The organism is Pseudomonas batumici (assembly GCF_036585405.1).
Classification (GTDB): domain Bacteria; phylum Pseudomonadota; class Gammaproteobacteria; order Pseudomonadales; family Pseudomonadaceae; genus Aquipseudomonas; species Aquipseudomonas batumici.
The window spans coordinates 2136628-2157274 of the sequence record NZ_CP144470.1 but is presented as its reverse complement, the minus strand read 5'-3'; the positions used below and the strand labels follow the sequence as shown (position 1 = coordinate 2157274).

At 63.0% G+C, this 20647-nt stretch carries 14 protein-coding genes and 1 pseudogene; all 15 read left to right on the top strand.

Features of this window, described 5'->3' with window-relative positions:
* Positions 1-35 precede the first annotated feature (35 nt).
* The 15 genes and pseudogenes from flgG to NUH87_RS09490 all read left to right on the top strand — a co-directional run bounded on the left by flgG (position 36) and on the right by NUH87_RS09490 (position 20626).
* Positions 36-821, top strand: a complete 786-nt coding sequence (gene flgG / locus NUH87_RS09560; protein ID WP_338525743.1) for a flagellar basal-body rod protein FlgG — start codon at positions 36-38, stop codon at positions 819-821.
* A 56-nt stretch (positions 822-877) separates the two neighbouring features.
* A complete protein-coding gene (gene flgH / locus NUH87_RS09555) occupies positions 878-1555 on the top strand; it encodes a flagellar basal body L-ring protein FlgH (protein ID WP_338525742.1) in 678 nt (225 codons plus the stop codon).
* An 11-nt stretch (positions 1556-1566) separates the two neighbouring features.
* Positions 1567-2676, top strand: coding sequence for a flagellar basal body P-ring protein FlgI (locus NUH87_RS09550; protein ID WP_040063269.1), 1110 nt, complete (start codon positions 1567-1569; stop codon positions 2674-2676).
* A gap of 10 nt (positions 2677-2686) precedes the next feature.
* Positions 2687-3979 (top strand): flagellar assembly peptidoglycan hydrolase FlgJ, encoded by a 1293-nt coding sequence (flgJ, locus tag NUH87_RS09545; protein ID WP_338525741.1) that lies wholly within the window; start codon positions 2687-2689, stop codon positions 3977-3979.
* Between the two features lie 10 nt (positions 3980-3989).
* The gene (gene flgK / locus NUH87_RS09540; protein WP_338525740.1) at positions 3990-6029 is read left to right on the top strand and encodes a flagellar hook-associated protein FlgK; all 2040 of its coding nucleotides are present in this window, start codon (positions 3990-3992) and stop codon (positions 6027-6029) included.
* Between the two features lie 13 nt (positions 6030-6042).
* Positions 6043-7611 carry a flagellar hook-associated protein 3 gene (locus NUH87_RS09535; protein ID WP_338525739.1) on the top strand — a complete coding sequence of 523 codons (1569 nt, stop codon included), beginning with the start codon at positions 6043-6045 and terminating at the stop codon, positions 7609-7611.
* Positions 7612-7729: 118 nt separating this feature from the next.
* Positions 7730-11325: pseudogene (locus NUH87_RS09530) on the top strand (glycosyltransferase).
* Positions 11326-11495: 170 nt separating this feature from the next.
* Complete coding sequence (rfbF, locus tag NUH87_RS09525) at positions 11496-12269, top strand: glucose-1-phosphate cytidylyltransferase (protein ID WP_040063276.1); 774 nt, start codon at positions 11496-11498, stop codon at positions 12267-12269.
* Positions 12251-13333, top strand: coding sequence for a CDP-glucose 4,6-dehydratase (gene rfbG / locus NUH87_RS09520; protein WP_338525738.1), 1083 nt, complete (start codon positions 12251-12253; stop codon positions 13331-13333). The genes rfbF and rfbG overlap by 19 nt, the downstream gene beginning before the upstream one ends.
* Positions 13330-13890 (top strand): dTDP-4-dehydrorhamnose 3,5-epimerase, encoded by a 561-nt coding sequence (locus NUH87_RS09515; RefSeq protein ID WP_338525737.1) that lies wholly within the window; start codon positions 13330-13332, stop codon positions 13888-13890. The genes rfbG and NUH87_RS09515 overlap by 4 nt, the downstream gene beginning before the upstream one ends.
* Positions 13887-15113, top strand: coding sequence for a class I SAM-dependent methyltransferase (locus tag NUH87_RS09510; RefSeq protein ID WP_338525736.1), 1227 nt, complete (start codon positions 13887-13889; stop codon positions 15111-15113). The genes NUH87_RS09515 and NUH87_RS09510 overlap by 4 nt, the downstream gene beginning before the upstream one ends.
* A complete protein-coding gene (locus tag NUH87_RS09505; RefSeq protein ID WP_338525735.1) occupies positions 15110-16231 on the top strand; it encodes a DegT/DnrJ/EryC1/StrS family aminotransferase in 1122 nt (373 codons plus the stop codon). The genes NUH87_RS09510 and NUH87_RS09505 overlap by 4 nt, the downstream gene beginning before the upstream one ends.
* On the top strand, positions 16228-16893 hold the full coding sequence (locus tag NUH87_RS09500) for an acetyltransferase (protein WP_338525734.1): 666 nt from the start codon (positions 16228-16230) through the stop codon (positions 16891-16893). The genes NUH87_RS09505 and NUH87_RS09500 overlap by 4 nt, the downstream gene beginning before the upstream one ends.
* A 25-nt stretch (positions 16894-16918) precedes the next feature.
* Complete coding sequence (locus NUH87_RS09495) at positions 16919-17647, top strand: cephalosporin hydroxylase family protein (protein WP_338525733.1); 729 nt, start codon at positions 16919-16921, stop codon at positions 17645-17647.
* Between the two features lie 54 nt (positions 17648-17701).
* Complete coding sequence (locus NUH87_RS09490; protein WP_338525732.1) at positions 17702-20626, top strand: TIGR00180 family glycosyltransferase; 2925 nt, start codon at positions 17702-17704, stop codon at positions 20624-20626.
* The last annotated feature ends 21 nt before the right edge of the window (positions 20627-20647 follow it).

Here is a 20647-nt window from a genome sequence, read left to right as displayed (position 1 = left end):
TGGCGCCGTAAAACAGGCGCGCGAAGGAGAACAGAATGCTTCCGGCTCTATGGGTTGCAAAAACAGGTTTGGCGGCACAGGACACCAACCTGACGACGATTTCCAACAACCTGGCCAACGTCTCGACCACCGGCTTCAAGCGTGATCGCGCCGAGTTCCAGGACCTGCTGTACCAGATCAAGCGTCAGCCGGGTGCCCAGTCGACCCAGGACAGCGAATTGCCGTCGGGCCTGCAACTGGGTACCGGTGTGCGGATCGTCGGCACCCAGAAGAACTTCACCGCCGGCAGCCTGCAAACCACCGACCAGCCGCTGGACATGGCCGTCAACGGCAAGGGCTTCTTCCAGATCCTGCAGCCGGACGGCACCACGGCCTACACCCGTGACGGTACCTTCCACCTGAGCAGCACCGGCCAGATCGTCACCGCCAGCGGTTTCACCCTGCAGCCGGCGATTACCATTCCGAACAACGCCCAGACCTTCACGGTCGGCAAGGACGGTACGGTCTCGATCACCGTCGCCGGCAACCCGGCTTCGCAAGTGCTCGGCAACATCCAGACCGCCGACTTCATCAACCCGGCCGGCCTGCAGGCCGTGGGCGGCAACCTGTTCCTGGAAACCGCCGCCAGCGGCGCGCCGCAGGTCGGCACACCGGGTCTCAACGGTTTCGGTACCACCGAGCAGAGCACCCTGGAAACCTCCAACGTCAGCACCGTGGAGGAGATGGTCAACATGATCACTACCCAGCGTGCCTACGAGATGAACTCCAAGGTGATTTCCACCGCCGACCAGATGCTCCAGTACGTCGCACAGAACCTGTAATCAAGTCTATGAGGCGGCCTGAAGGGGCGCCTGCAACACCGTGAGGTAATAGGGTCATGAATCGGTTGTTTCCCATGCTCGCGTTGAGCGCGATGGCACTGTTGGCCGGCTGTATGAGCCCGCCGCCCAAGCCCGATGACCCGTATTACGCGCCGGTGTTGCCGCGCACCCCGTTGCCCGCGGCGGCGAACAACGGTTCGATCTACCAGGCCGGTTTCGAGCAGAACCTGTATGGCGACCGCAAGGCTTTCCGGGTGGGCGACATCATCACCATTACCCTGAACGAAGCCACCCAGGCCAGCAAGAACGCCAACTCCGACCTGTCGAAGAAGGATGCCAACAACTTTGGCCTGACCTCGCTCTTCGGCTCGCCGGTGACCAGCGGCAACGTGAACCTGGGTATCGGTTATGGCGGTACCAAGACTACCGACGGCTCGGCCAAGGCCGCGCAAAGCAACAGCCTGACCGGTTCGATCACCGTGACCGTGGCCGACGTGCTGCCCAACGGCATCATCGCCGTGCGCGGCGAGAAGTGGCTGACCCTCAACACCGGCAATGAGCTGGTGCGGATCGCCGGGCTGGTCCGGGCGGATGACATCGCCACCGACAACACCGTACCGTCCACTCGCGTGGCCGATGCGCGGATCACCTACTCGGGTACCGGAGCCTTTGCCGATACGAATCAGCCGGGTTGGCTCGACCGCTTCTTCCTCAGCCCGCTCTGGCCTTTCTAGGTGCTATGACCATGTTCAATCTCAAGCATCTGATGGCGGCCGTGTTACTGATGTCCACGGCCTTCGCTGCCCAGGCCGAGCGTTTGAAGGACATCGCCACTATTTCCGGCGTGCGCTCCAACCAGCTGATTGGCTACGGCCTGGTGGTCGGCCTCAACGGTTCGGGTGACCAGACCACCCAGACACCGTTCACCCTGCAGACCTTCAACAACATGCTGTCGCAGTTCGGCATCAAGGTGCCGGCCAACGCCGGTACCGTGCAGTTGAAGAACGTCGCGGCGGTGTCGATCAGCGCCGATCTGCCAGCGTTCGCCAAGCCGGGGCAGGTGGTGGATATCACCGTTTCGTCCATCGGTAACGCCAAGAGCCTGCGCGGCGGCACCCTGTTGATGACGCCGCTCAAGGGGATTGACGGCAATGTCTACGCCATCGCCCAGGGCAACCTGGTGGTGGGCGGTTTCGATGCCTCGGGCGCGGACGGCTCGAAGATCACCGTCAACGTTCCGTCGGCTGGCCGGATTCCCGGCGGGGCCTCGGTGGAGCGGGCGGTACCGAGCGGTTTCAACCAGGGCAACAGCCTGACCTTGAACCTCAACCGCTCCGACTTCACCACCGCCAAGCGGATCGTCGACAAGATCAACGACATGCTCGGCCCGGGCGTGGCCCAGGCCATCGACGGCGGTTCGATTCGCGTCACCGCGCCACTGGATCCGAGCCAGCGGGTCGACTACCTGTCGATCCTGGAAAACCTCGAGGTCGATCCGGGCCAGGCGGTGGCGAAAGTCATCATCAACTCGCGCACCGGCACCATCGTGATCGGTCAGAACGTCAAGGTGTCGCCGGCCGCGGTAACCCACGGCAGCCTGACCGTGACCATTACCGAGGATCCGATCGTCAGCCAGCCGGGGCCGCTGTCCAACGGCACCACGGCGGTCGTGCCGCGTTCGCGGGTCAATGCCCAGCAGGAAGCCAAGCCGATGTTCAAGTTCGGCCCGGGGACCACCCTGGACGAGATCGTCCGTGCGGTGAACCAGGTGGGGGCGGCGCCGGGCGACTTGATGGCGATTCTCGAGGCCTTGAAACAGGCCGGCGCCTTGCAAGCCGAACTGATCGTGATTTGAGGTCGTCGATATGGATATGCGCAAGAGCGGGCTGGTCAGTACCAGCGACTCCGGTGCCTACAGCGACCTGAACCGTCTGAACAACCTGAAGGTCGGCAACCGCGACAGCGACGCCAACATCCGCAAGGTGGCGCAGGAGTTCGAGTCGCTGTTCATCGGAGAAATGCTCAAGTCCGCGCGCTCGGCCAGCGATGTGCTGGCCAAGGACAATCCGCTCAATACCCCGACGACCAAGCAGTACCAGGAAATGTACGACCATCAGTTGGCGGTGACCATGTCGCGCCAGGGTGGCGGTATCGGTCTGGCCGATGTGCTGGTGCGGCAGATGACCAAGAATAAACCGTCAAGGCCTGCCGAGGGCGGGCTCAAGGTCGGGCCGCCGGCGGGTACGGTTGCGGCCGAGACGCCGGTGGAGACACCCATCGGTGCCGGGACCACGACCAGTGCGACCTCGACCTCGCCGTTCGTGCGTTCCAATGGCCAGCGTCCGTTGTGGGCCTCGCGGGTTGCCAGTCCGGCGCACAGCAGCGACGGCAGCCCGCGCAACGATATGGCCAAGATCAACCAGCGCCGCCTGGCCCTGCCGAGCAAGCTGACCGACCGCCTGATGGCCGGGCTGGTGCCGTCGGCCGACGGCAGCCTGGCCGCGGTCAACACCCAGGCCTTGCCCGAGCGCAACAGTGCTTCCACCGATTCCCTGCTCCAGCAGCGGGCCATCAGCAGCCTGAGCAGTGTGCCGGCCGCGAGCATGCGGATCTACGGTCGCGCCGTGGCCCAGCCGCCGTTGGCGCCGGCCAAGCATGCCTTCAACTCGCCCGACGAGTTCGTCGCCACCATGCTGCCGATGGCGGAGCAGGCGGCCAAGCGCATCGGCGTCGACCCGCGTTACCTGGTGGCCCAGGCGGCCCTGGAAACCGGTTGGGGCAAATCGGTCATGCGCCAGCAGGACGGCAGCAGCAGTCACAACCTGTTCGGCATCAAGGCCGGCAGCAGTTGGCAGGGCGGGCAGGCCCGGGCCATCACCAGCGAGTTCAAGAACGGCCAGATGGTCAAGGAGACGGCGAACTTCCGCTCCTATGCGTCCTACCAGGACAGCTTCCACGACCTGGTGACCATGTTGCAAAGCAACAATCGCTATCAAGATGTGCTGAAGTCGGCCGATAAACCGGAACAGTTTGTACGCGAGTTGCAAAAGGCCGGGTACGCCACCGACCCGGACTACGCCAGCAAGATTTCGCAAATAGCCAAACAGATGAAGAGCTACCAGAACTACGCTGCGGCGGGCGCTTCCACGAATTTATAAGGTCTGAATCATGAGCTTGCTCAATATCGGTATGACGGGGTTGAACACGGCCTCGACGGCTTTGACAACCACCGGCAACAACATTTCCAACGTTGATACAGCCGGTTATTCACGTCAGCAGACCGTGCAGACCACCTCTGCCTCGCAGCAATACGGCAACGTGTTCATCGGCACCGGCACGACCCTGGCGGATGTCCGTCGGGTCTACAGCGCCTACCTGGATTCGCAGTTGCAAACCTCGACCTCGCTCAACAGCGATTCGTCCTCGTACCTGGCCCAGGTCACGCCGACGGACTCCATGTTGTCCGACACCAACACCGGCATGACCGCTTCGTTGCAGAAGTTCTTCAGCTCGCTGCAAAGCGTGTCGACCACCCCGACGGACGATGCGTCGCGCCAGACGACGCTGAGCAGCGCCCAGGCCCTGAGCAACAAATTCAACTCCATCGCCCAGCAGTTGAACAACCAGAACACCGGAATCAACACCAACCTGTCGGACATGGCCGGTCAGGTGAACAAGCTGGCGAGCAGCATCGCCCAGTTCAACGACCAGATTTCCAAGGTCACCACCGCCGCCGGTGCACCGAACGACCTGCTGGACCAGCGCAGCGAGGCGGTGCGCCAGTTGTCCCAGCTGCTCGGCACCCAGGTGGTCGAGCGCGGTTCGAGCTATGACGTCTACATTGGTAGCGGTCAGCCGCTGGTCATGGGCAACAGCACCAACACCCTGTCTGCCGTACCGAGCAAGGACGATCCGAGTCGTTCGGCCTTGCAACTGGATCGCGGCAGCAGCACCGTCGACATCACCTCCACCGTGACCGGTGGCGAAATCGGCGGTCTGCTGCGCTATCGCAGCGATGTGCTCGACCCGTCGATGAACGAGTTGGGGCGCATTGCCATGGTCACGGCCGACCAGATGAACAAGCAGCAGGCCCAGGGCATCGACAAGAACGGCAACTTCGGTTCGGCGATCTTCAACGATATCAACAGCGCGGCCCTGATCAGCCAGCGCAGTACTGCCAGTGCGACCAACAGTGCCGGCTCCGGCAACCTGAACGTGACCATCGCCGACACCGGCGCGCTGACCACCAACGATTACAAGGTGACCTTCACCAGCGCGACCAACTACAGTGTCCTGCGCTCGGACGGCACCAACATGGGCGCCTTCAGCACCACCACCACGCCGGCACCGGTGATCGACGGCATCACCCTGAGCCTCACGGGCGGTGCGATGAGTGCCGGCGACAGCTTCAAGGTGACCCCGACCCGTGGCGGCGCCAGCGACATCCAGACAGTGATGACCAACGCGCAGAACATTGCCGCGGCGGCGCCGCTGGCCGGTGTCACCAGTGCCAACAACGGCGGCACCTACACCCAGCCGACCCTGGTCGACCAGTTGGGCACGGCCAACGCGACGAACAACGCGCAATTGCAGGACGCCATCAAGTACGGCACGCCGGTCAAGATCGTCTTCGCCGCGGCCGCCGCCGGGACCCAGGGTTACACCTTGACCGATCCACAGGGCAACGTGATGGGCTCCGGCACCATCGTGCCGGGGCAGGCCAATACGCTGAACCTGAGCGTGAACATGGTCGACTCCACCGGCACCCCGGTGATGGACCCGGTCACTGGCCTGCAGAAGACCTTCACCGTCCAGACCACGGTGAGCGGCACTCCGAAAACCGGTGAAAGCTACACCATGTCGATGACCGGCGCCGGTTCTTCGGATAACCGCAACAGCGCCGCCCTGATCGCCCTGCAAACCAAGCAGACCGTGGGCACCAATACCACGAGCAAGGGCAGCAGCATCTCCGATGCCTACGGCACGCTGGTCTCCAACGTCGGTACCAAGGCGGCCACGGCCACCTCGGACAACACGGCCACGACCACGATCCTGACCAACGCCAAGGGTGCCCGCGACTCGCTGTCCGGGGTCAACCTGGACGAAGAGTCCGCCAACCTGGTCAAGTACCAGCAGTACTACACGGCCGCGTCGCAGATCATCAAGGCCGCCCAGACCATCTTCAGCACGCTGATCAGCAGCCTTTAAGGAGTCGTGATCCATGCGCATTTCCACCGCCCAGTATTACGAAACCACGGCCGCCAACTATCAGCGCGGCTACAACGACACGCTCAAGACCAGTGCCGAGGCCAGCAGCCTGGTCAAGGTCAACACCGCCGCCGATGACCCGGTGGGCGCGGCGCGCCTGTTGCAACTGGGTCAGCAAAGCGCTGCGCTGACCCAGTACACCAGTAATATCAGCTCGCTCAAGAGCTCTTACACTCAGTCGGAAACGGCCTTGACCTCGATTCAGAGCGCCATGCAATCGGCGCGGGAAACCGCGCTGTCGGCCACCAACGGCACCAATACCGATGCCGATCGCAAGGCTTTTGCCCAGCAGTTGGGACAGATCCAGCAAACGATCCTCGGCCTGATGAACAGCCAGGATGCCAACGGCAACTACCTGTTCGCGGGTTCGAAGACCAATACCCTTCCTTATACCGCCAATTCCGACGGCACCTACAGCTACAACGGCGATCAGTCGCAGTTGAACCTGGCGATTGGCGACAATAACTCGGTGGCCAGCAATGTGACCGGCTGGGATGCGTTCCAGCAGTCCATCAACACGGCGCGTACCCAGGTCACCATGACCGCGCCCGCGGTGGACGACGGACGCGTGACCCTGTCCAACGGCCAGATCAGCAACAGCGCCACCTACGACGCCAAGTTCAGCGGTGGCCAGCCGTATACCGTCAGCTTCCTCAGCAGTACCCAGATCAAGATCACCGATGCGAGCGGCACCGACGTCACCACCGAAGCCAGCCAGAACGGTGTGATCAGCAACAGCAACGGGGCGAACCAGACAGTGACCTTCCGTGGCGTGGACCTGGGGTTGAACCTCAACCTCAAGTCCGGTGATGTGCCGGATACCGTCATTGCCGGGCATACCTTCACCCTGACCGCGCAGCCGGACACCTTCAACACTTCGCGTAGCGCGGGCAATCCGTCGACCGCGGTGGTGACCTCGGCGACGACCACCAACCAGGCGGCCTACACCAGCACCTTCCCCGCCGGTGGGGCGATTCTCAAGTTCACCAGCGCCACGGCCTACGACCTCTATGCGGCACCGATCACGGCCAGCAGCCGGCCGGTGTCCTCGGGGACCATGGCCGGTTCGACGGCGACGGCGGCGGGGGTCAGCCTGACCTTTGGCGCTACCCCGCCAGCGGCCGGTGACCAGTTCGTGGTCCAGCCGAACAACCACCAGACCCAGAACATCCTCGATACGTTGAACCAGATGATCGGTGCCTTGAACACCCCGGCCGATGGCAATGCGGTTGCCCAGCAGAAGCTGCTGGCGACATTGAACGCGGGCGTCAGCAACGTCACCAGCGCGATGGATCAGGCCGGTAGCGCGCTGACCACCATCGGTACCCGGGGCCAGGTCCTGGATGACCAGAGCACCACCAACCAGAGTCTGGTCCTGGCCAACACCACCAGCCAATCGGCGATTCGCGACTCCGACCCGGCGGAAGTCATGACCCGCCTGACCCTGCAACAGACCATGTTGCAGGCGGCGCAGTTGGCGTTCAGCAAAATCAGCCAGCTGGGTCTGTTCAACAAGATCTGATCCTGATCGGGCGTGCAAGCGCCCGGTTGCGTTAACCGTCGAATACCCGCCGCTGTGACCCAGCGGTTTCAGGGGCGCTGCCGACGCAGGAGCGTTCCCGTCGCTTGAGAGCCCCGCCGTGAACTCGATCCCGCTTGTCAGTCTTGTCATTCCAGCCGCCAATCCACGGTTCTTCTCCCGAGCCCTGGACGGTGCCTTGGCCCAGTCTTACGCCAACCTGGAAATCATCGTCTGCGATGACAGCCTTGACGATGAGATCGAGAAGCTGGCGCAGGCACTGAGCGAACAGACCGGCAAGGCGCTGCGCTATGTGCGCAACCCTCAGCCGCTGGGCTATATCGGTAACCTGCAGGCAGGCCTGGAGCAGGCGCGGGGCGAGTACATCAAGTTTCTGCTGGATGACGACCAGTTGTTTCCCAGCAGTATCGAGCAGCAGACACAGGTGTTCGTCGAGCACGAAGATGTCAACCTGGTACTGGGGCAACGGTTTTTCTGGGACGCCGATGACCTCCAGTTGCCGTCGCGCCTGGAAAACTGCCCGCTGTCTCCGGTTTCCGGGCTGTTCAAGGCCGAGGACCTGCTGGCCATCTGCGAGAACTTTCCGGTCAACTTCTTTGGTGGCCTGAGCTGTGCCCTGTTTCGGCGGGCGGACCTGGTCGAATTGCTGCCGGCCTTGACCCAGCCCGGGCACTGTTTTATCGCCTCCCTGGACCTGGCCTTGTACATCTGTCTGTTCCGCCGCGGCACCCTGGCGGTGCTGAACAATGTCCTGAGTATCGAGCGACTGTACCCCGAGCGGATGAATCGCCTGCAAGCGATGAAGGATGCCGCCGCGACGGAAATGCAATGGTTGTTGCAAATGCTCAAGGCGCGCAGCGGCGAGAAGGCCCCGGCCCCCGGCTGGGTACGCTACCTGCCCCTGGCGACTGCTGGGGCATTGCCCCGCGTCTGGGAAGAGCTGCCCCTGAGCCGAACCCTGGGCACCCGGCAGACCACCCAGCACTGGCGGGTCGGGATCGCCAGCGAGAGCTTTTCCCAGTTGTATAGCGAATGGCTGGCGTGCCGCAATCTGAGCGAGCCCCAGCGCAAGTTGTTGCCGGACACCCTGGCCGCCTGGCCCTGGCAGCCGAAGATCGTACCGATTGTCATCGATGAGCCGGGCAGCAGTGCCAATCTTGAAATGACACTGCAGAGCCTGGCCGACCAGCTCTACGCGCCGCAACTGACCCTGGTGCTGTCCAGCGCCTGCACCGAGGCCTCGCTGGATGGACGGGTGTTTCGCCTGCCATTGCAGGAGGATTGGCGCCAACAGCTGAATGAACTGTTGCCGCAGCTCGATGAGGCCGACTGGTTCTATCTGTTGCGCGCCGGTGACCGTCTGCTGGAGCCGGCCTTGCTGGTGCTGGCTGAACGTATCGTGATTACGCCGAACGCGCGCTGCATCTATAGCGACGAGGGCAGCTTGCAGGGGGCGAATCCATGGAGCCGGTGTTCAAGCCGGATTTCAATCTGGACCTGATGCGCAGCTACCCCTACGTCGGGCGGGCCCTGGCGTTCCAGCAGGAGGCTTTCCTGGCGCTGGGCGGATTCGATGCGGATCACGGTGAACTGGCTCCCCACGATGTGTTGTGGCGCCTGGTCGAAAGTGACGGCACCCGGGCGGTGGAGCACATTGCCGAGGTTCAGCTGGAGTCGGCATTCTCTTTGTCGACATGGTTGTCCTTGCCTGAACTGATCGAACTCAATCCGCGGGTGGTGCGGGCGCATCTGCGGCGCCTGGGGGTCGAACACGAGATTCGCCAGGACGATGGCCGGCTGTTCAATCGCATCGACTATCACTCCGAGCACCGGCCGCGGGTGTCGATCATTATCGTCGGCAAGGATCAGTCCGCGGCGTTGCAGCGCTGTATCGAGAGCCTGCTGGAGAAAACCGCCTACAGCGAATACGAACTGCTGGTGGTGGACAATGGCAGTGAAAGTGCCGAGGCCAAGGCCTGGCTGGCCGGCATGACGCAGTTGGGCAGCGACCGCCTGCGTGTGCTGGAGTATCCGCAACAGGGCAATGCGGCGGCTATTCGCAACTTTGCGGCTGCACAGGCGCGGGGCGAATACCTGTTGTTGCTCAACCCCTATGCCGTGATCACCCAGCCCTCGTGGCTGGATGAAATGCTTAATCACGGCCAGCGCCCGGAAGTCGGCGTGGTGGGCGCCAAGCTGTTCAGCCCGGCGGGTCGTGTGCTGCACGCGGGGCTGATTCTCGGCCTGCGCGGTCCGGCGGGCCTGCCATTCTATGGCGAGGTGATGCAGGCCAGCGGCTACATGCACCGCCTGCAGGTGGCGCATGACCTGAGCGCGGTGGGCGCCGATTGCCTGCTGGTCCGCAAGGCGCTGTTCGAGAGCCTTGGCGGCCTGGATGAAGAACATTTTGCCCAGAGCCTCAACGAGGTGGATCTTTGCCTGCGCGTCGGCCAAAGCGGCCATCTGGTAGTCTGGACTCCATACGCGCAGTTGGCTGTGGGCGCGCAACCGACGGCGGAACTGGAGGCCGAACAGCAGACGTTGCGGGCCAAGGAAGAAGAGACGTTCTACCAACGCTGGCTGCCGATTGTCGCCCGTGATCCGGCCTACAACCCGAGCCTGACGCTGGACAGCCTGGGCGGTTCGAGCTTTAGCCTGGAACCGGGCCTGCGGGCGGGCTGGAATGCGTTTTCCGCTCGCTACCTGCCGCGGATCATGGCGCTGCCGGTGAATGCTTCGGCCATCGGCCACTACCGGGTCACCCAGCCGCTGATCGAACTGGAAGCGGCAGGCCGCGCCGCGGGGCGTACCTACTACAACCTGCCGTCGATCATCGAGGTCGAGCGTCAGTCTCCTGACGTTATCGTGCTGCAGGGCCGTTACGCCGCACAGCCGATTGACGAAATCATCGGCTTGAAGACCTACAGCAACGCCCGGCGCATCTATGAGCTGGATGACTATGTGATCAATGTCCCTCACAAGAACGGACACATTCGCAACCTGCCCGACCATATGGAGATGGAGCGCCTGGTGCGGCGTGGCATTGGCCTGTGCGATCGGGTGGTGGTGTCCACGGCACCACTGGCCGATGCCTTGTCCTCCATGCACAGCGACATCCGCGTGGTGCCGAACATGCTTGCTGCGCATCTGTGGACGGGGCTGCGCAACCAGCGTCGCACCTCGAAAAAGCCACGTGTGGGTTGGGGCGGTGGCACCAGCCATGCCGGCGACCTGGCGATCATTGCCGATGTCGTCAGGGAATTGGCCAACGAGGTGGACTGGGTCTTCTTCGGTATGTGTCCGGAGGAACTGCGGCCCTATATGCATGAGTTCCATGGGGTCATCGGGCTGGATGTCTATCCGGCGAAGCTGGCGAGCCTGAACCTGGACCTGGCCCTGGCGCCGCTGGAGTTCCACATCTTCAACGACTGCAAGAGCAACCTGCGCCTGCTGGAGTATGGCGCCTGCGGTTATCCGGTGATCTGCACCGATACCAAGGCCTATGCCGGCTACCTGCCGTGCACCAAGGTCAAGACCAACACCACCGATGAATGGCTACAGGCCATTCGCATGCACCTGTCCGATCCCGATGCCAGCTACCGCATGGGTGACGAGCTGCGTGAGATCGTCCTGCGCGACTACATGCTGCGCGGCGATAACCTGCGTTACTGGGAGAACGGCTGGCTGGCCGATTGATCCCTTTCTGGAGCTGGCGCGTTTCCTGCAAGTCCCCCTGCATATCGCCATAAATCGTGCATTTGGCGGCGCGGCCCACGGGCCGCGAGCCGATCGCACGATTTGACCCGGCAGTCTGGTAAGTCCCACAGCGCCCGAACAGGCCCTGTGTCGAACAAGAGGGGACGTTGATGAAGGCAGTTATTCTGGCGGGCGGCCTGGGCACGCGGATCAGCGAGGAATCGCACCTCAAGCCCAAGCCGATGATCGAGATCGGCGGCAAGCCAATTCTCTGGCACATCATGAAGCAGTACTCCGCCCATGGCATCCACGACTTCGTGATCTGCCTGGGGTACAAGGGCTACGCCATCAAGGACTTCTTCGCCAACTACTTCCTGCACACCTCCGACGTCACCTTCGACATGAGCAACAATCGCATGGACGTTCACCAGAACTACAGCGAGCCATGGCGCGTGACCCTGATCGACACCGGCGAAGAAACCATGACCGGCGGCCGCTTGCGCCGTGCCGGTCGCTACCTGGAAAACGAAGAAGCCTTCTGCTTCACCTACGGCGACGGCGTCTCGGACCTGAATATCGGCGCGCTGGTGGACTTCCATCTTTCCAGCGGCAAGCTGGCGACGGTCACTGCGGTGCAGCCGCCCGGTCGTTACGGCGCGCTGGAGCGCGATGGCGACATGGTTCGAGGTTTTATCGAGAAGCCCCGTGGCGATGGCGGCTGGATCAACGGCGGTTTCTTCGTCCTGTCGCCCAAGGTGCTGCCGCTGATCAGCGACGACAGTACCGTCTGGGAAGCCGAGCCGTTGATGGGGCTGGCAGCCCGGGGGCAGTTGAATGCCTTCCAGCACGACGGTTTCTGGCACCCGATGGACACCCTGCGTGACAAGAATCACCTGGAGCATTTGTGGCAGAGCGGGGAGGCCCCATGGAAGCAGTGGGACTGAGCCCGACCTTCTGGAACGGCAAGCGGGTCCTGCTGACCGGCCATACCGGCTTCAAGGGCAGTTGGCTGGCGCTGTGGCTGGAGAGCCTGGGCGCCCGGGTCAGCGGCTTCGCCCTCGACCCCGGCACCGAGCCCAGTCTGTATGAGCTGGCCCGCGTCGGCGAAGGCCTCAACGACCAACGGGGCGACCTGCGCGACCTCGGCGCCTTGCTCGAACTGATCGCCGAGACCGAGCCGGAAATCGTCCTGCACCTGGCGGCCCAGCCGCTGGTGCGCGAGGCCTATCGCGATCCGCTCGGCACCTATTCGAGCAATGTCATGGGCACCCTCAACCTGCTGGAAGCGATGCGCCAGGTCGGCGGGGTACGCGCCTGTGTGCTGGTCACCACCGACAAGGTCTACGCCAACCAGGAGTGGGCCTGGCCTTATCGCGAGAACGAAGCCCTCGGCGGCCATGATCCCTACAGCAGCAGCAAGGCCTGCTGCGAGCTGCTGGCGCAGTCCTACGTGGCCTCCTTTTTCCCCGCCGAGCGCTACGAGGCCCATGGCCTGGCGGTGGCGACCGCGCGGGCCGGGAATGTCCTGGGCGGCGGCGACTTTTCCCCGGAGCGACTGATTCCCGATGTGCTTCGCGCCTGGTCGGCGGATGAGCCGGTCACGCTGCGTTATCCACAGGCCGTGCGTCCCTGGCAGCATGCACTGGAGCCGCTGGCCGGCTACCTGCAACTGGCCGCCGCGCTCTATGAGCGCGGGCCGGAAGTGGCCGGGGCGTGGAACTTCGGACCTGGCGAAGAGGACATGTGCAGTGTCGGCGACGTGGTCGAGCGACTCGCCGGGCGCTGGCCACAGGCGCCGGGCCTGCGGGTCGAGCGCAGCGAGCTGCACGAGGCCGGCCTGTTGCGCCTGGACAGCAGTCGCGCCCGGCAACTGCTCGGCTGGCAGCCGCGCTGGTCATTGCAGCAATGCCTGGAGCACACCCTCGACTGGCACCTGGCCTGGAAAAACGGCGAAGACATGCGCAGCGTGACCCTGGCGCAACTGAATCAGTACCGGGGTGGGTTTTGAGTGAATTCCTGATTCATGGCTTGCCCCTCAAGGGGCTGTTCAGTGTGCAGCACAAGCGTCACGCCGATCAGCGCGGGCATTTCTCCCGGTTGTTCTGCGAAGGCAGCCTGAGCGCGTTCGGCGAGTCTTTCCATATCCGCCAGATCAACCATTCCTGTACCCGCGAACGGGGCAGTGTGCGTGGCCTGCATTATCAGAATGCCCAGGCCCCGGAAGCCAAGTTGATCACCTGCCTGCGCGGCGAGGTCTGGGATGTCGCGGTGGACCTGCGTCCGGATTCGCCGACCTTCCTGCACTGGCACGCCGAACACCTGCGCGCCGGCGATGGTCGCAGCCTGTTGATTCCCGCCGGCTTCGCCCACGGTTTCCAGACCCTGAGCGATGACGCCGAGCTGCTTTACCTGCACAGCGCCGACTATGCGCCGGACTGCGAGGGCGGCCTGTCGGTGCTCGATCCGCGCCTGGCAATCACCTGGCCCGAGGCTGTCAAAAATCTGTCGACCAGGGACAGCAATCACCCCCTGCTCGACGCGTCTTTCCCTGGAGTGCGTTTATGAACTGCCGAGGTTGCGGCACCCCGCTGGTTTTGCCATTGATCGATCTGGGGACTTCGCCGCCGTCCAATGCCTACCTGCGGGCCGACCAGCTGGAGCAGGCCGAGCCGTGGGTGCCGTTGAAAGTCGCGGTGTGCCAGTGCTGCTGGCTGGTGCAGACCGAGGACTACACCCGCGCCGATAGCTTGTTCGACGCCGACTACGCCTACTTCAGTTCGTTTTCCAGTACCTGGCTGGCCCACGCCGAGCGCTATGTGGCCGAGATGGTCGAGCGCTTCGAACTGGGCGCCGACAGCCGCGTGGTGGAGGTGGCCGCCAACGATGGCTACCTGCTGCAATATGTCGCCGCGCGCGGCATCCGTTGCCTGGGGGTCGAGCCGACCCGCAGCACTGCCCAGGCGGCGCGAGACAAGGGCCTGGAGATCCGCGAGCTGTTCTTCGGCCGGGACACCGCCTTGCAATTGCGCGAAGAAGGCTGGGCGGCCGACCTGATGGCGGCCAACAATGTGCTGGCCCATGTGCCGGACATCAATGACTTTCTCCAGGGCTTCGCGACGCTGCTCAAGCCGACAGGGGTGGCGACCTTCGAGTTTCCGCATCTGCTCGCCCTGATCGCCGGGCACCAGTTCGATACCCTGTATCACGAGCACTACTCCTACCTGTCGCTGACCGCCGTGCAGGCCTTGTGCGTGCGCAACGGCCTGGAAATCTTCGATGTCGGCGGCCTGCCGACCCATGGCGGTTCGCTGCGGGTCTTCGTGCAGCGCGCCGACGGTTCGCGTCGCGCGGTGCAACCGGTGGTCCGCCAGGTGCTGGACGCCGAACTGGCCGCCGGGGTGAAGACCCCGGCGTTCTACGCCACCCTGGCCCCGGCCGCCGAACGCATCAAGCACGGCCTGCTGCGCTTCCTGTTGCAGGCCAAGGCCGAAGGCAAGCGCGTGGTGGGTTATGGCGCGGCGGCCAAGGGCAACACCTTGCTCAACTATGCCGGGGTCAGGCCGGACCTGCTGGCCTGGGTGGCCGATGCCAACCCGCACAAGCAGGGCAAATTCCTGCCGGGCAGCCGCATTCCCGTGGTGTCGCCCGAGCGGATCGAGGCGGAAAAACCGGACTACGTGCTGGTGCTGCCATGGAATCTGGTGGACGAAATCACCCAGCAGTTCGCGCTCGTCCGTACCTGGGGCGGACAATTTGTGGTTGCCATTCCGGAGTTGAGTTTCAGATGAGCCGAATTCACTACACCAAGCCCAGTGTGGGCGAGCTGGAAGCCAGCTACGTACTGGATGCCGTACAACATGGCTGGGGCGACCGCTGCTATGAGTACATCACGCGCTTCGAGAAGTCATTCGCCGAACATCTGGGGGTGACCTATGCCATTGCCACCTCCAGTTGCACCGGTGCCTTGCACCTTGGGATGGCAGCGTTGGGCATAGGTCCGGGTGACGAAGTCATTTTGGCCAACACCAACTGGATCGCGTCGGCGGCGCCGATTGAATATCTGGGCGCCACTCCGGTATTTGTCGATGTGTTGCCGGACAGTTGGTGCCTGGATCCGGAACGCGTCAAGCAGGCCATCACGCCCCGGACCAAGGCCATCGTGGCCGTGCATCTGTACGGCAATCTCTGTGACCTGGATGCGCTCCTGGAGATCGGCCGCGAGTACGGCATCCCTGTCATCGAGGATGCCGCCGAAGCCATCGGCTCCCAGTGGCGCGGCAAAGCCGCGGGTTCCCTGGGAACCTTCGGCGCCTTTTCATTTCATGGCACCAAGACCATGACGACCGGTGAGGGCGGAATTTTCGTGACCTCGGACCGGGCGCTGTACGAGCGGGTGCTGACCCTTTCCAATCATGGTCGTGTCAGCGGTAGCAAGCGTCAGTTCTGGCCGGACTTCATCGGCTTCAAATACAAGATGAGCAACCTGCAGGCGGCGATCGGTTGTGCCCAGGTCGAACGGCTCGAAGAACTGATCGCCCGCAAGCGCGCGATTTTCGACCGCTATGCCCAAGGGCTGCTGGATATTCCGGTGTTGTCCATGAACCCGCAGCCGGAGCATTCGCGCAACGGTTACTGGATGCCCACGGTGGTTTTCGAGGCCGCTACCGGGGTGACCCGGGAGATCTTGATCGAGGCGTTCCAGGCGGCCGATATCGATGCCCGGGTGTTTTTCTGGCCGCTGTCCTCGTTGCCGATGTTCTGCGACAAGCCGGTGGTGACCCCGATGGCCTTTTCGCTGTCGGAGCGGGCCATCAATCTGCCGAGTTACCACGATATGTCGGATGCCGATCAGCAGCGGGTGATCGATGTCATTCGCAACGTCTGCCGGCAAAGGAACCTGTTGTGAACCTCTACCTGCTGGGTGCGGCCAACCCCGAGGCGGTCCGCATGATCCGGGCGGTGCAGCGTGCCAATCCGATTGTCGAGTTTGCCTTCCTCGACAATGACCCGGCCAAGCATGGCACGTTGTTTCATGGTGTGCCGGTCATTGGTGGAGTGGAGCGCGTGGCCGATCTGAAAGGTCCGGACACCCGCTTCGTGAACCTGATCACCCGCGATACCCGAACCCGTTATGAGACCACCCGCCAGATCATCGAGGCCGGTGGCACCTTGTGCAATTTTCTACACCCCGGGATCGACCTGACCATGACCCGAATGGGGGTGGGCAACTATCTCCAGGAGGGCGTGATCCTTCAGGCCGAGGTGTCCCTGGGCGATAACAGCAGCATCAGCTACGGCAGCCTTGTCGGGCACGAGGGGCGCATCGGTCATTCGGTGTTCATGGCTCCCGGCGTGGCTATCGCAGGGTGTGTCGAGGTGGGGGACGGTGCGTTCATCGGCACCAACGCGACTATCTTGCCGCGCCTGCGCATCGGCCGCTGGGCAACGGTAGGCGCCGGCGCCGTGGTCACCCGGGATGTTCCCGATTACGCCGTGGTCGTGGGCAATCCGGCCAGGATCATCAGGGCTCAGGCCGTTCCCTATGCGGACGGCCGGGTCTTCAACTAACAAAACCCCGTATCGGAGCGTTTGCATGAATCCACATGAGCAGTTTCGTGAAGAAGTCCGCCAGAACATCGAAGGTCTGCAGCAGGACAAGCAGCTTCAGGCCGAGTCGCTGGACTGGGTCGGCGTCACCGCCAAGCACAAGTACACCTACAACTTCAGTTGGATGGGGCGGCCGATCATTCAGTTTCCCCAGGACATGGTCGCCATGCAGGAAATCATCTGGGCGTTGCGTCCGGATGTGATCGTCGAGACCGGTATCGCCCATGGGGGTTCGTTGGTGTTTTACGCCTCGATGCTGGAACTGATCGGGCACGGTGAGGTGCTGGGGATCGATATCGATATTCGCCAGCACAATCGGGAAGCTATCGAGAGTCACCCGATGGCGCGTCGGATCAGCATGATCCAGGGCTCGAGCATCGATCCGGCCATCGTCGAGCAAGTGCGCGCGCGGGTCGCCGGTAAAAAAGTGCTGGTGGTGCTCGATTCCAATCACACCCATGAGCACGTGCTCGAAGAGCTGCGTGCTTATGCACCCCTGGCGTCGGTCGGCAGCTACTGCGTGGTGATGGACACCGTGGTCGAAGACATGCCGTCCGATGCGTTTCCGGATCGTCCATGGGGCAAGGGCGACAATCCGAAAACTGCTGTTTGGGCCTATCTGGAGGAAAACCGTGATTTCGAGATCGATGCGCGCATCCACAGCAAACTGTTGATCACGGTCGCACCGGACGGTTACCTGCGTCGGGTTCGTTAAGCAACGCAATCAATATGAGTTCATCGGGCGATTCGCCGGTCGTGGGGAAAGTTTATGCAAGGCAAGTACGGTTCAGAACACGGATTACCGCTGAGCGAGTTGTTGACGGTGGTGCTGATCACCCATAACCGTCCCGCCTTTGCGCGTCGGGCGGTGAAATTCTACAGCACCCTGCCTTGCAGGATACTGGTGCTGGACTCCTCGACCGAGGTGACTGAAGGGATCGCCGGGGCCTATCCGAACGTCGAGTATCGGCACCTGCCGCAGTACGGTTATTGGGGTATTCAGGCGAAGCTCGTTCATGGCGTGGAACAGGTCAGTACGCCTTACATGGTGTTTGCCGCGGATGACGATTTCATCGTGCATGGCGCACTGGCTGATTCCGTGGGGTTCCTGGAGTCGAACCCGGACTACGGCATGTGCCACGGCTATTGCCTGATGTACCTGACGCTGTCCAATAGCGTGAGCTATTACCGTCGCGACAAGAAGGTCTGCGAGGACTATTCGTCCGAGAGTGCGCAGGAGCGCATCATTGACTTCATGCACCAATACATCCCGCCGTTCTATGCCGTTCACCGGACTGCCTTGTTGCGCGATTGGTATGCGGCCATGCCGGAAGGCACGATTTTCCAATGGCAGGAGATTGGCCATGCCTACTACATGTTGGCCAAGGCCAAGGCTCGGATCCTCCCGGTTCCTTATGTGGTCCGCGAGATAAACTACGGGGAGTCGGAGCACAACACCGAGGTGTTTCATTCGCTGACCTACACGGATGCGAAATCCGTGGCTGAGCGGGAAGCCTTCGCCGAATTCCTGGCGGCGCAACCTACCCAGATTGAAGGGCTCGATCAGGCGCAGAGAAAAGCCTTCGCACTGGAAAGTTTCGAGGCCATGGCCACCAGCTTGCGTACCGGGCGGGCATTGACGGTTGAGATGCTGTTCGACTCCACCTGGGTTCGTGTGGATGGATCACCGGAGCGGCGTTTCGGACCCAAGCAGTACATGGAAATGCCTTACTACAACCAGGCATTTTTCGATCAGTTGACCCAGATGGAATTCCTGCTTCATGCCATGCCGGCCGGTCGTGTGCAGTTGCAGGGGCTGGAGGGCGTGTGGAGCCGTCAGGATGCCCTGCTGCGCGCGCGCAACAACGACACCCCGGAAAGTGTGGTGGACCGCCTGTGGCAGGCCCAGGAGTGCAACCTGTTCAACCGCAGGGTGGTCAAACGCCTGGCCGGGCAACTGGAGAGCCTGGGCGAAGAGGACGAAGCGCGGGATCTGTTCGCCTGGGCCGAGCGCCTGGACGCTGTCTCCAGCGAAGACAACCGGTCGACCTTCGAGGCGATGCTCTCGGGGCGGTTGCTCGACTGGCTGCAGGTCCGCGAGCCGTCCGCCGACGAGCTCGAGGCGATCGGTGCCTACCAGGTCGCGCAGGGCAGCGGTCCGGTCTTCGGCCTGCTGGTGCTGGACCTGGACAACGACATCGGCAAGTTGCAGGTGACCCTCGACAGCCTGGTGGAAGGGCACAGCAAGGCCTTCCGCATTGTCGTCTTCACCACCGGCGAGCCGCAGGCGGCGACCACCCTGCAGAACACCCTGCACTTTATCCGGGTGACCCCGGGCAATCTGGTCGACAAGCTGAACCAGACCCTGCGCCAGTTGCCTTGTGACTGGGTACTGCTGACCGAGGCCGGTGACGAGTTCACCGCCAGCGGCCTGTTGCGCGCCGGCCTGGAGCTGCGCGAGGCCGATGGCTGCCGTGCCGTGGCCACCGATGAGATTCAGCGCGACGCCAATGGTGCCCTCACTGATGTGTTCCGTCCGGATTTCAACCTCGATCTGTTGCAAAGCGTCCCGGCGCTGATGGCCAGGCACTGGTTGATCCGCCGTGAAGTACTGCTGGAGGCCGGCGGTTACAAGGCCGACTTCAGCAAGGCCCTGGAATTCGATCTGTTGCTGCGCCTGATCGAGCAGGGGGGCATGGCGGGACTGGCCCATCTGGACGAGCCGTTGCTGATTTCCAGCGTGCCGTCTCTCGAAGAGAACGCCCATGAGCGCCTGGCGCTGGTCCGCCACTTGGGCACCCGCGGCTACAAGGCCCAGGTCAGTTCGCAGCAGCCGGGGAGCTACTTTGTCGATTATCGGCATACCGAGCGCCCGCTGGTGTCGGTCATTCTCCACGGCCAGGCGGACTTCGCCGAACTGGAGCGCTGCCTGAGCGCGGTCCTGCAAAAAACCCGCTACCTGAAATACGAAGTGCTGGTGGCCGATCACCCGAGCTATTCCGAAGCCCTCGCCACCTGGCTGCAGGCACAACCGCAGGCCGGCAAGGTCAGTGTGCTGCAATCCGCTGGGGCGAGCACCTCGGCGTTCTGCAATGCGGCGGCGCGACAAGCGCTGGGCGAGTACCTGGTACTGCTTGCGCAAGACAGCGAAGTGGTCAATCCCAACTGGATCGAGTCCCTGCTCAACCAGGCCCTGCGCCCGGAAGTCGGGGTGGTCGGCGCCAAGCTCTACAGCCGTGATACGAAGATTTCCCAGGCCGGCCTGATTCTCGGCTTGAACGGCGGTGTCGGTTCGCCTTTCGTGGGCGAGAAGACGGATGCCAAGGGCTACATGCAGCGCCTGGCGGTGGAGCAGAACTATTCTGCGGTCTCCTCTGTGTGCCTGATGGTGCGCAAGGCGCTTTTCGAGGCGGTCGGTGGCCTGGACGAAGACGACTTCGCCGAGGCCTTTGCCGATGTCGATCTGTGCCTCAAGATCGGCCAGGTCGGCAGCTTGGTATCGTGGACGCCGCAAGTGCAGGTTTTCCACCCGGGCCTCCTGCCCGAGGCGCCACAGGCCCTGGCCGCCTTGCGCGAGAGGTGGGCGGCGAACTTCCAGCACGACTCCGCTTATAACCCGCACCTGTCCTTGACAGGCAAGGGCTTCAGCCTGGGCAGTGCCGGCAGTGTGGGCTGGACGCAGTTGCTCGTTTAAACCTGGCAGAGAGTCAAAGGG

What these genes read in the sequence shown, in the direction of transcription:
- flgG (WP_338525743.1), top strand. Translation starts at nt 36, where the DNA reads ATGCTTCCGGCTCTATGGGTTGCAAAAACAGGTTTGGCGGCACAGGAC.
- flgH (WP_338525742.1), top strand. Translation starts at nt 878, where the DNA reads ATGAATCGGTTGTTTCCCATGCTCGCGTTGAGCGCGATGGCACTGTTG.
- NUH87_RS09550 (WP_040063269.1), top strand. Translation starts at nt 1,567, where the DNA reads ATGTTCAATCTCAAGCATCTGATGGCGGCCGTGTTACTGATGTCCACG.
- flgJ (WP_338525741.1), top strand. Translation starts at nt 2,687, where the DNA reads ATGGATATGCGCAAGAGCGGGCTGGTCAGTACCAGCGACTCCGGTGCC.
- flgK (WP_338525740.1), top strand. Translation starts at nt 3,990, where the DNA reads ATGAGCTTGCTCAATATCGGTATGACGGGGTTGAACACGGCCTCGACG.
- NUH87_RS09535 (WP_338525739.1), top strand. Translation starts at nt 6,043, where the DNA reads ATGCGCATTTCCACCGCCCAGTATTACGAAACCACGGCCGCCAACTAT.
- rfbF (WP_040063276.1), top strand. Translation starts at nt 11,496, where the DNA reads ATGAAGGCAGTTATTCTGGCGGGCGGCCTGGGCACGCGGATCAGCGAG.
- rfbG (WP_338525738.1), top strand. Translation starts at nt 12,251, where the DNA reads ATGGAAGCAGTGGGACTGAGCCCGACCTTCTGGAACGGCAAGCGGGTC.
- NUH87_RS09510 (WP_338525736.1), top strand. Translation starts at nt 13,887, where the DNA reads ATGAACTGCCGAGGTTGCGGCACCCCGCTGGTTTTGCCATTGATCGAT.
- NUH87_RS09505 (WP_338525735.1), top strand. Translation starts at nt 15,110, where the DNA reads ATGAGCCGAATTCACTACACCAAGCCCAGTGTGGGCGAGCTGGAAGCC.
- NUH87_RS09495 (WP_338525733.1), top strand. Translation starts at nt 16,919, where the DNA reads ATGAATCCACATGAGCAGTTTCGTGAAGAAGTCCGCCAGAACATCGAA.
- NUH87_RS09490 (WP_338525732.1), top strand. Translation starts at nt 17,702, where the DNA reads ATGCAAGGCAAGTACGGTTCAGAACACGGATTACCGCTGAGCGAGTTG.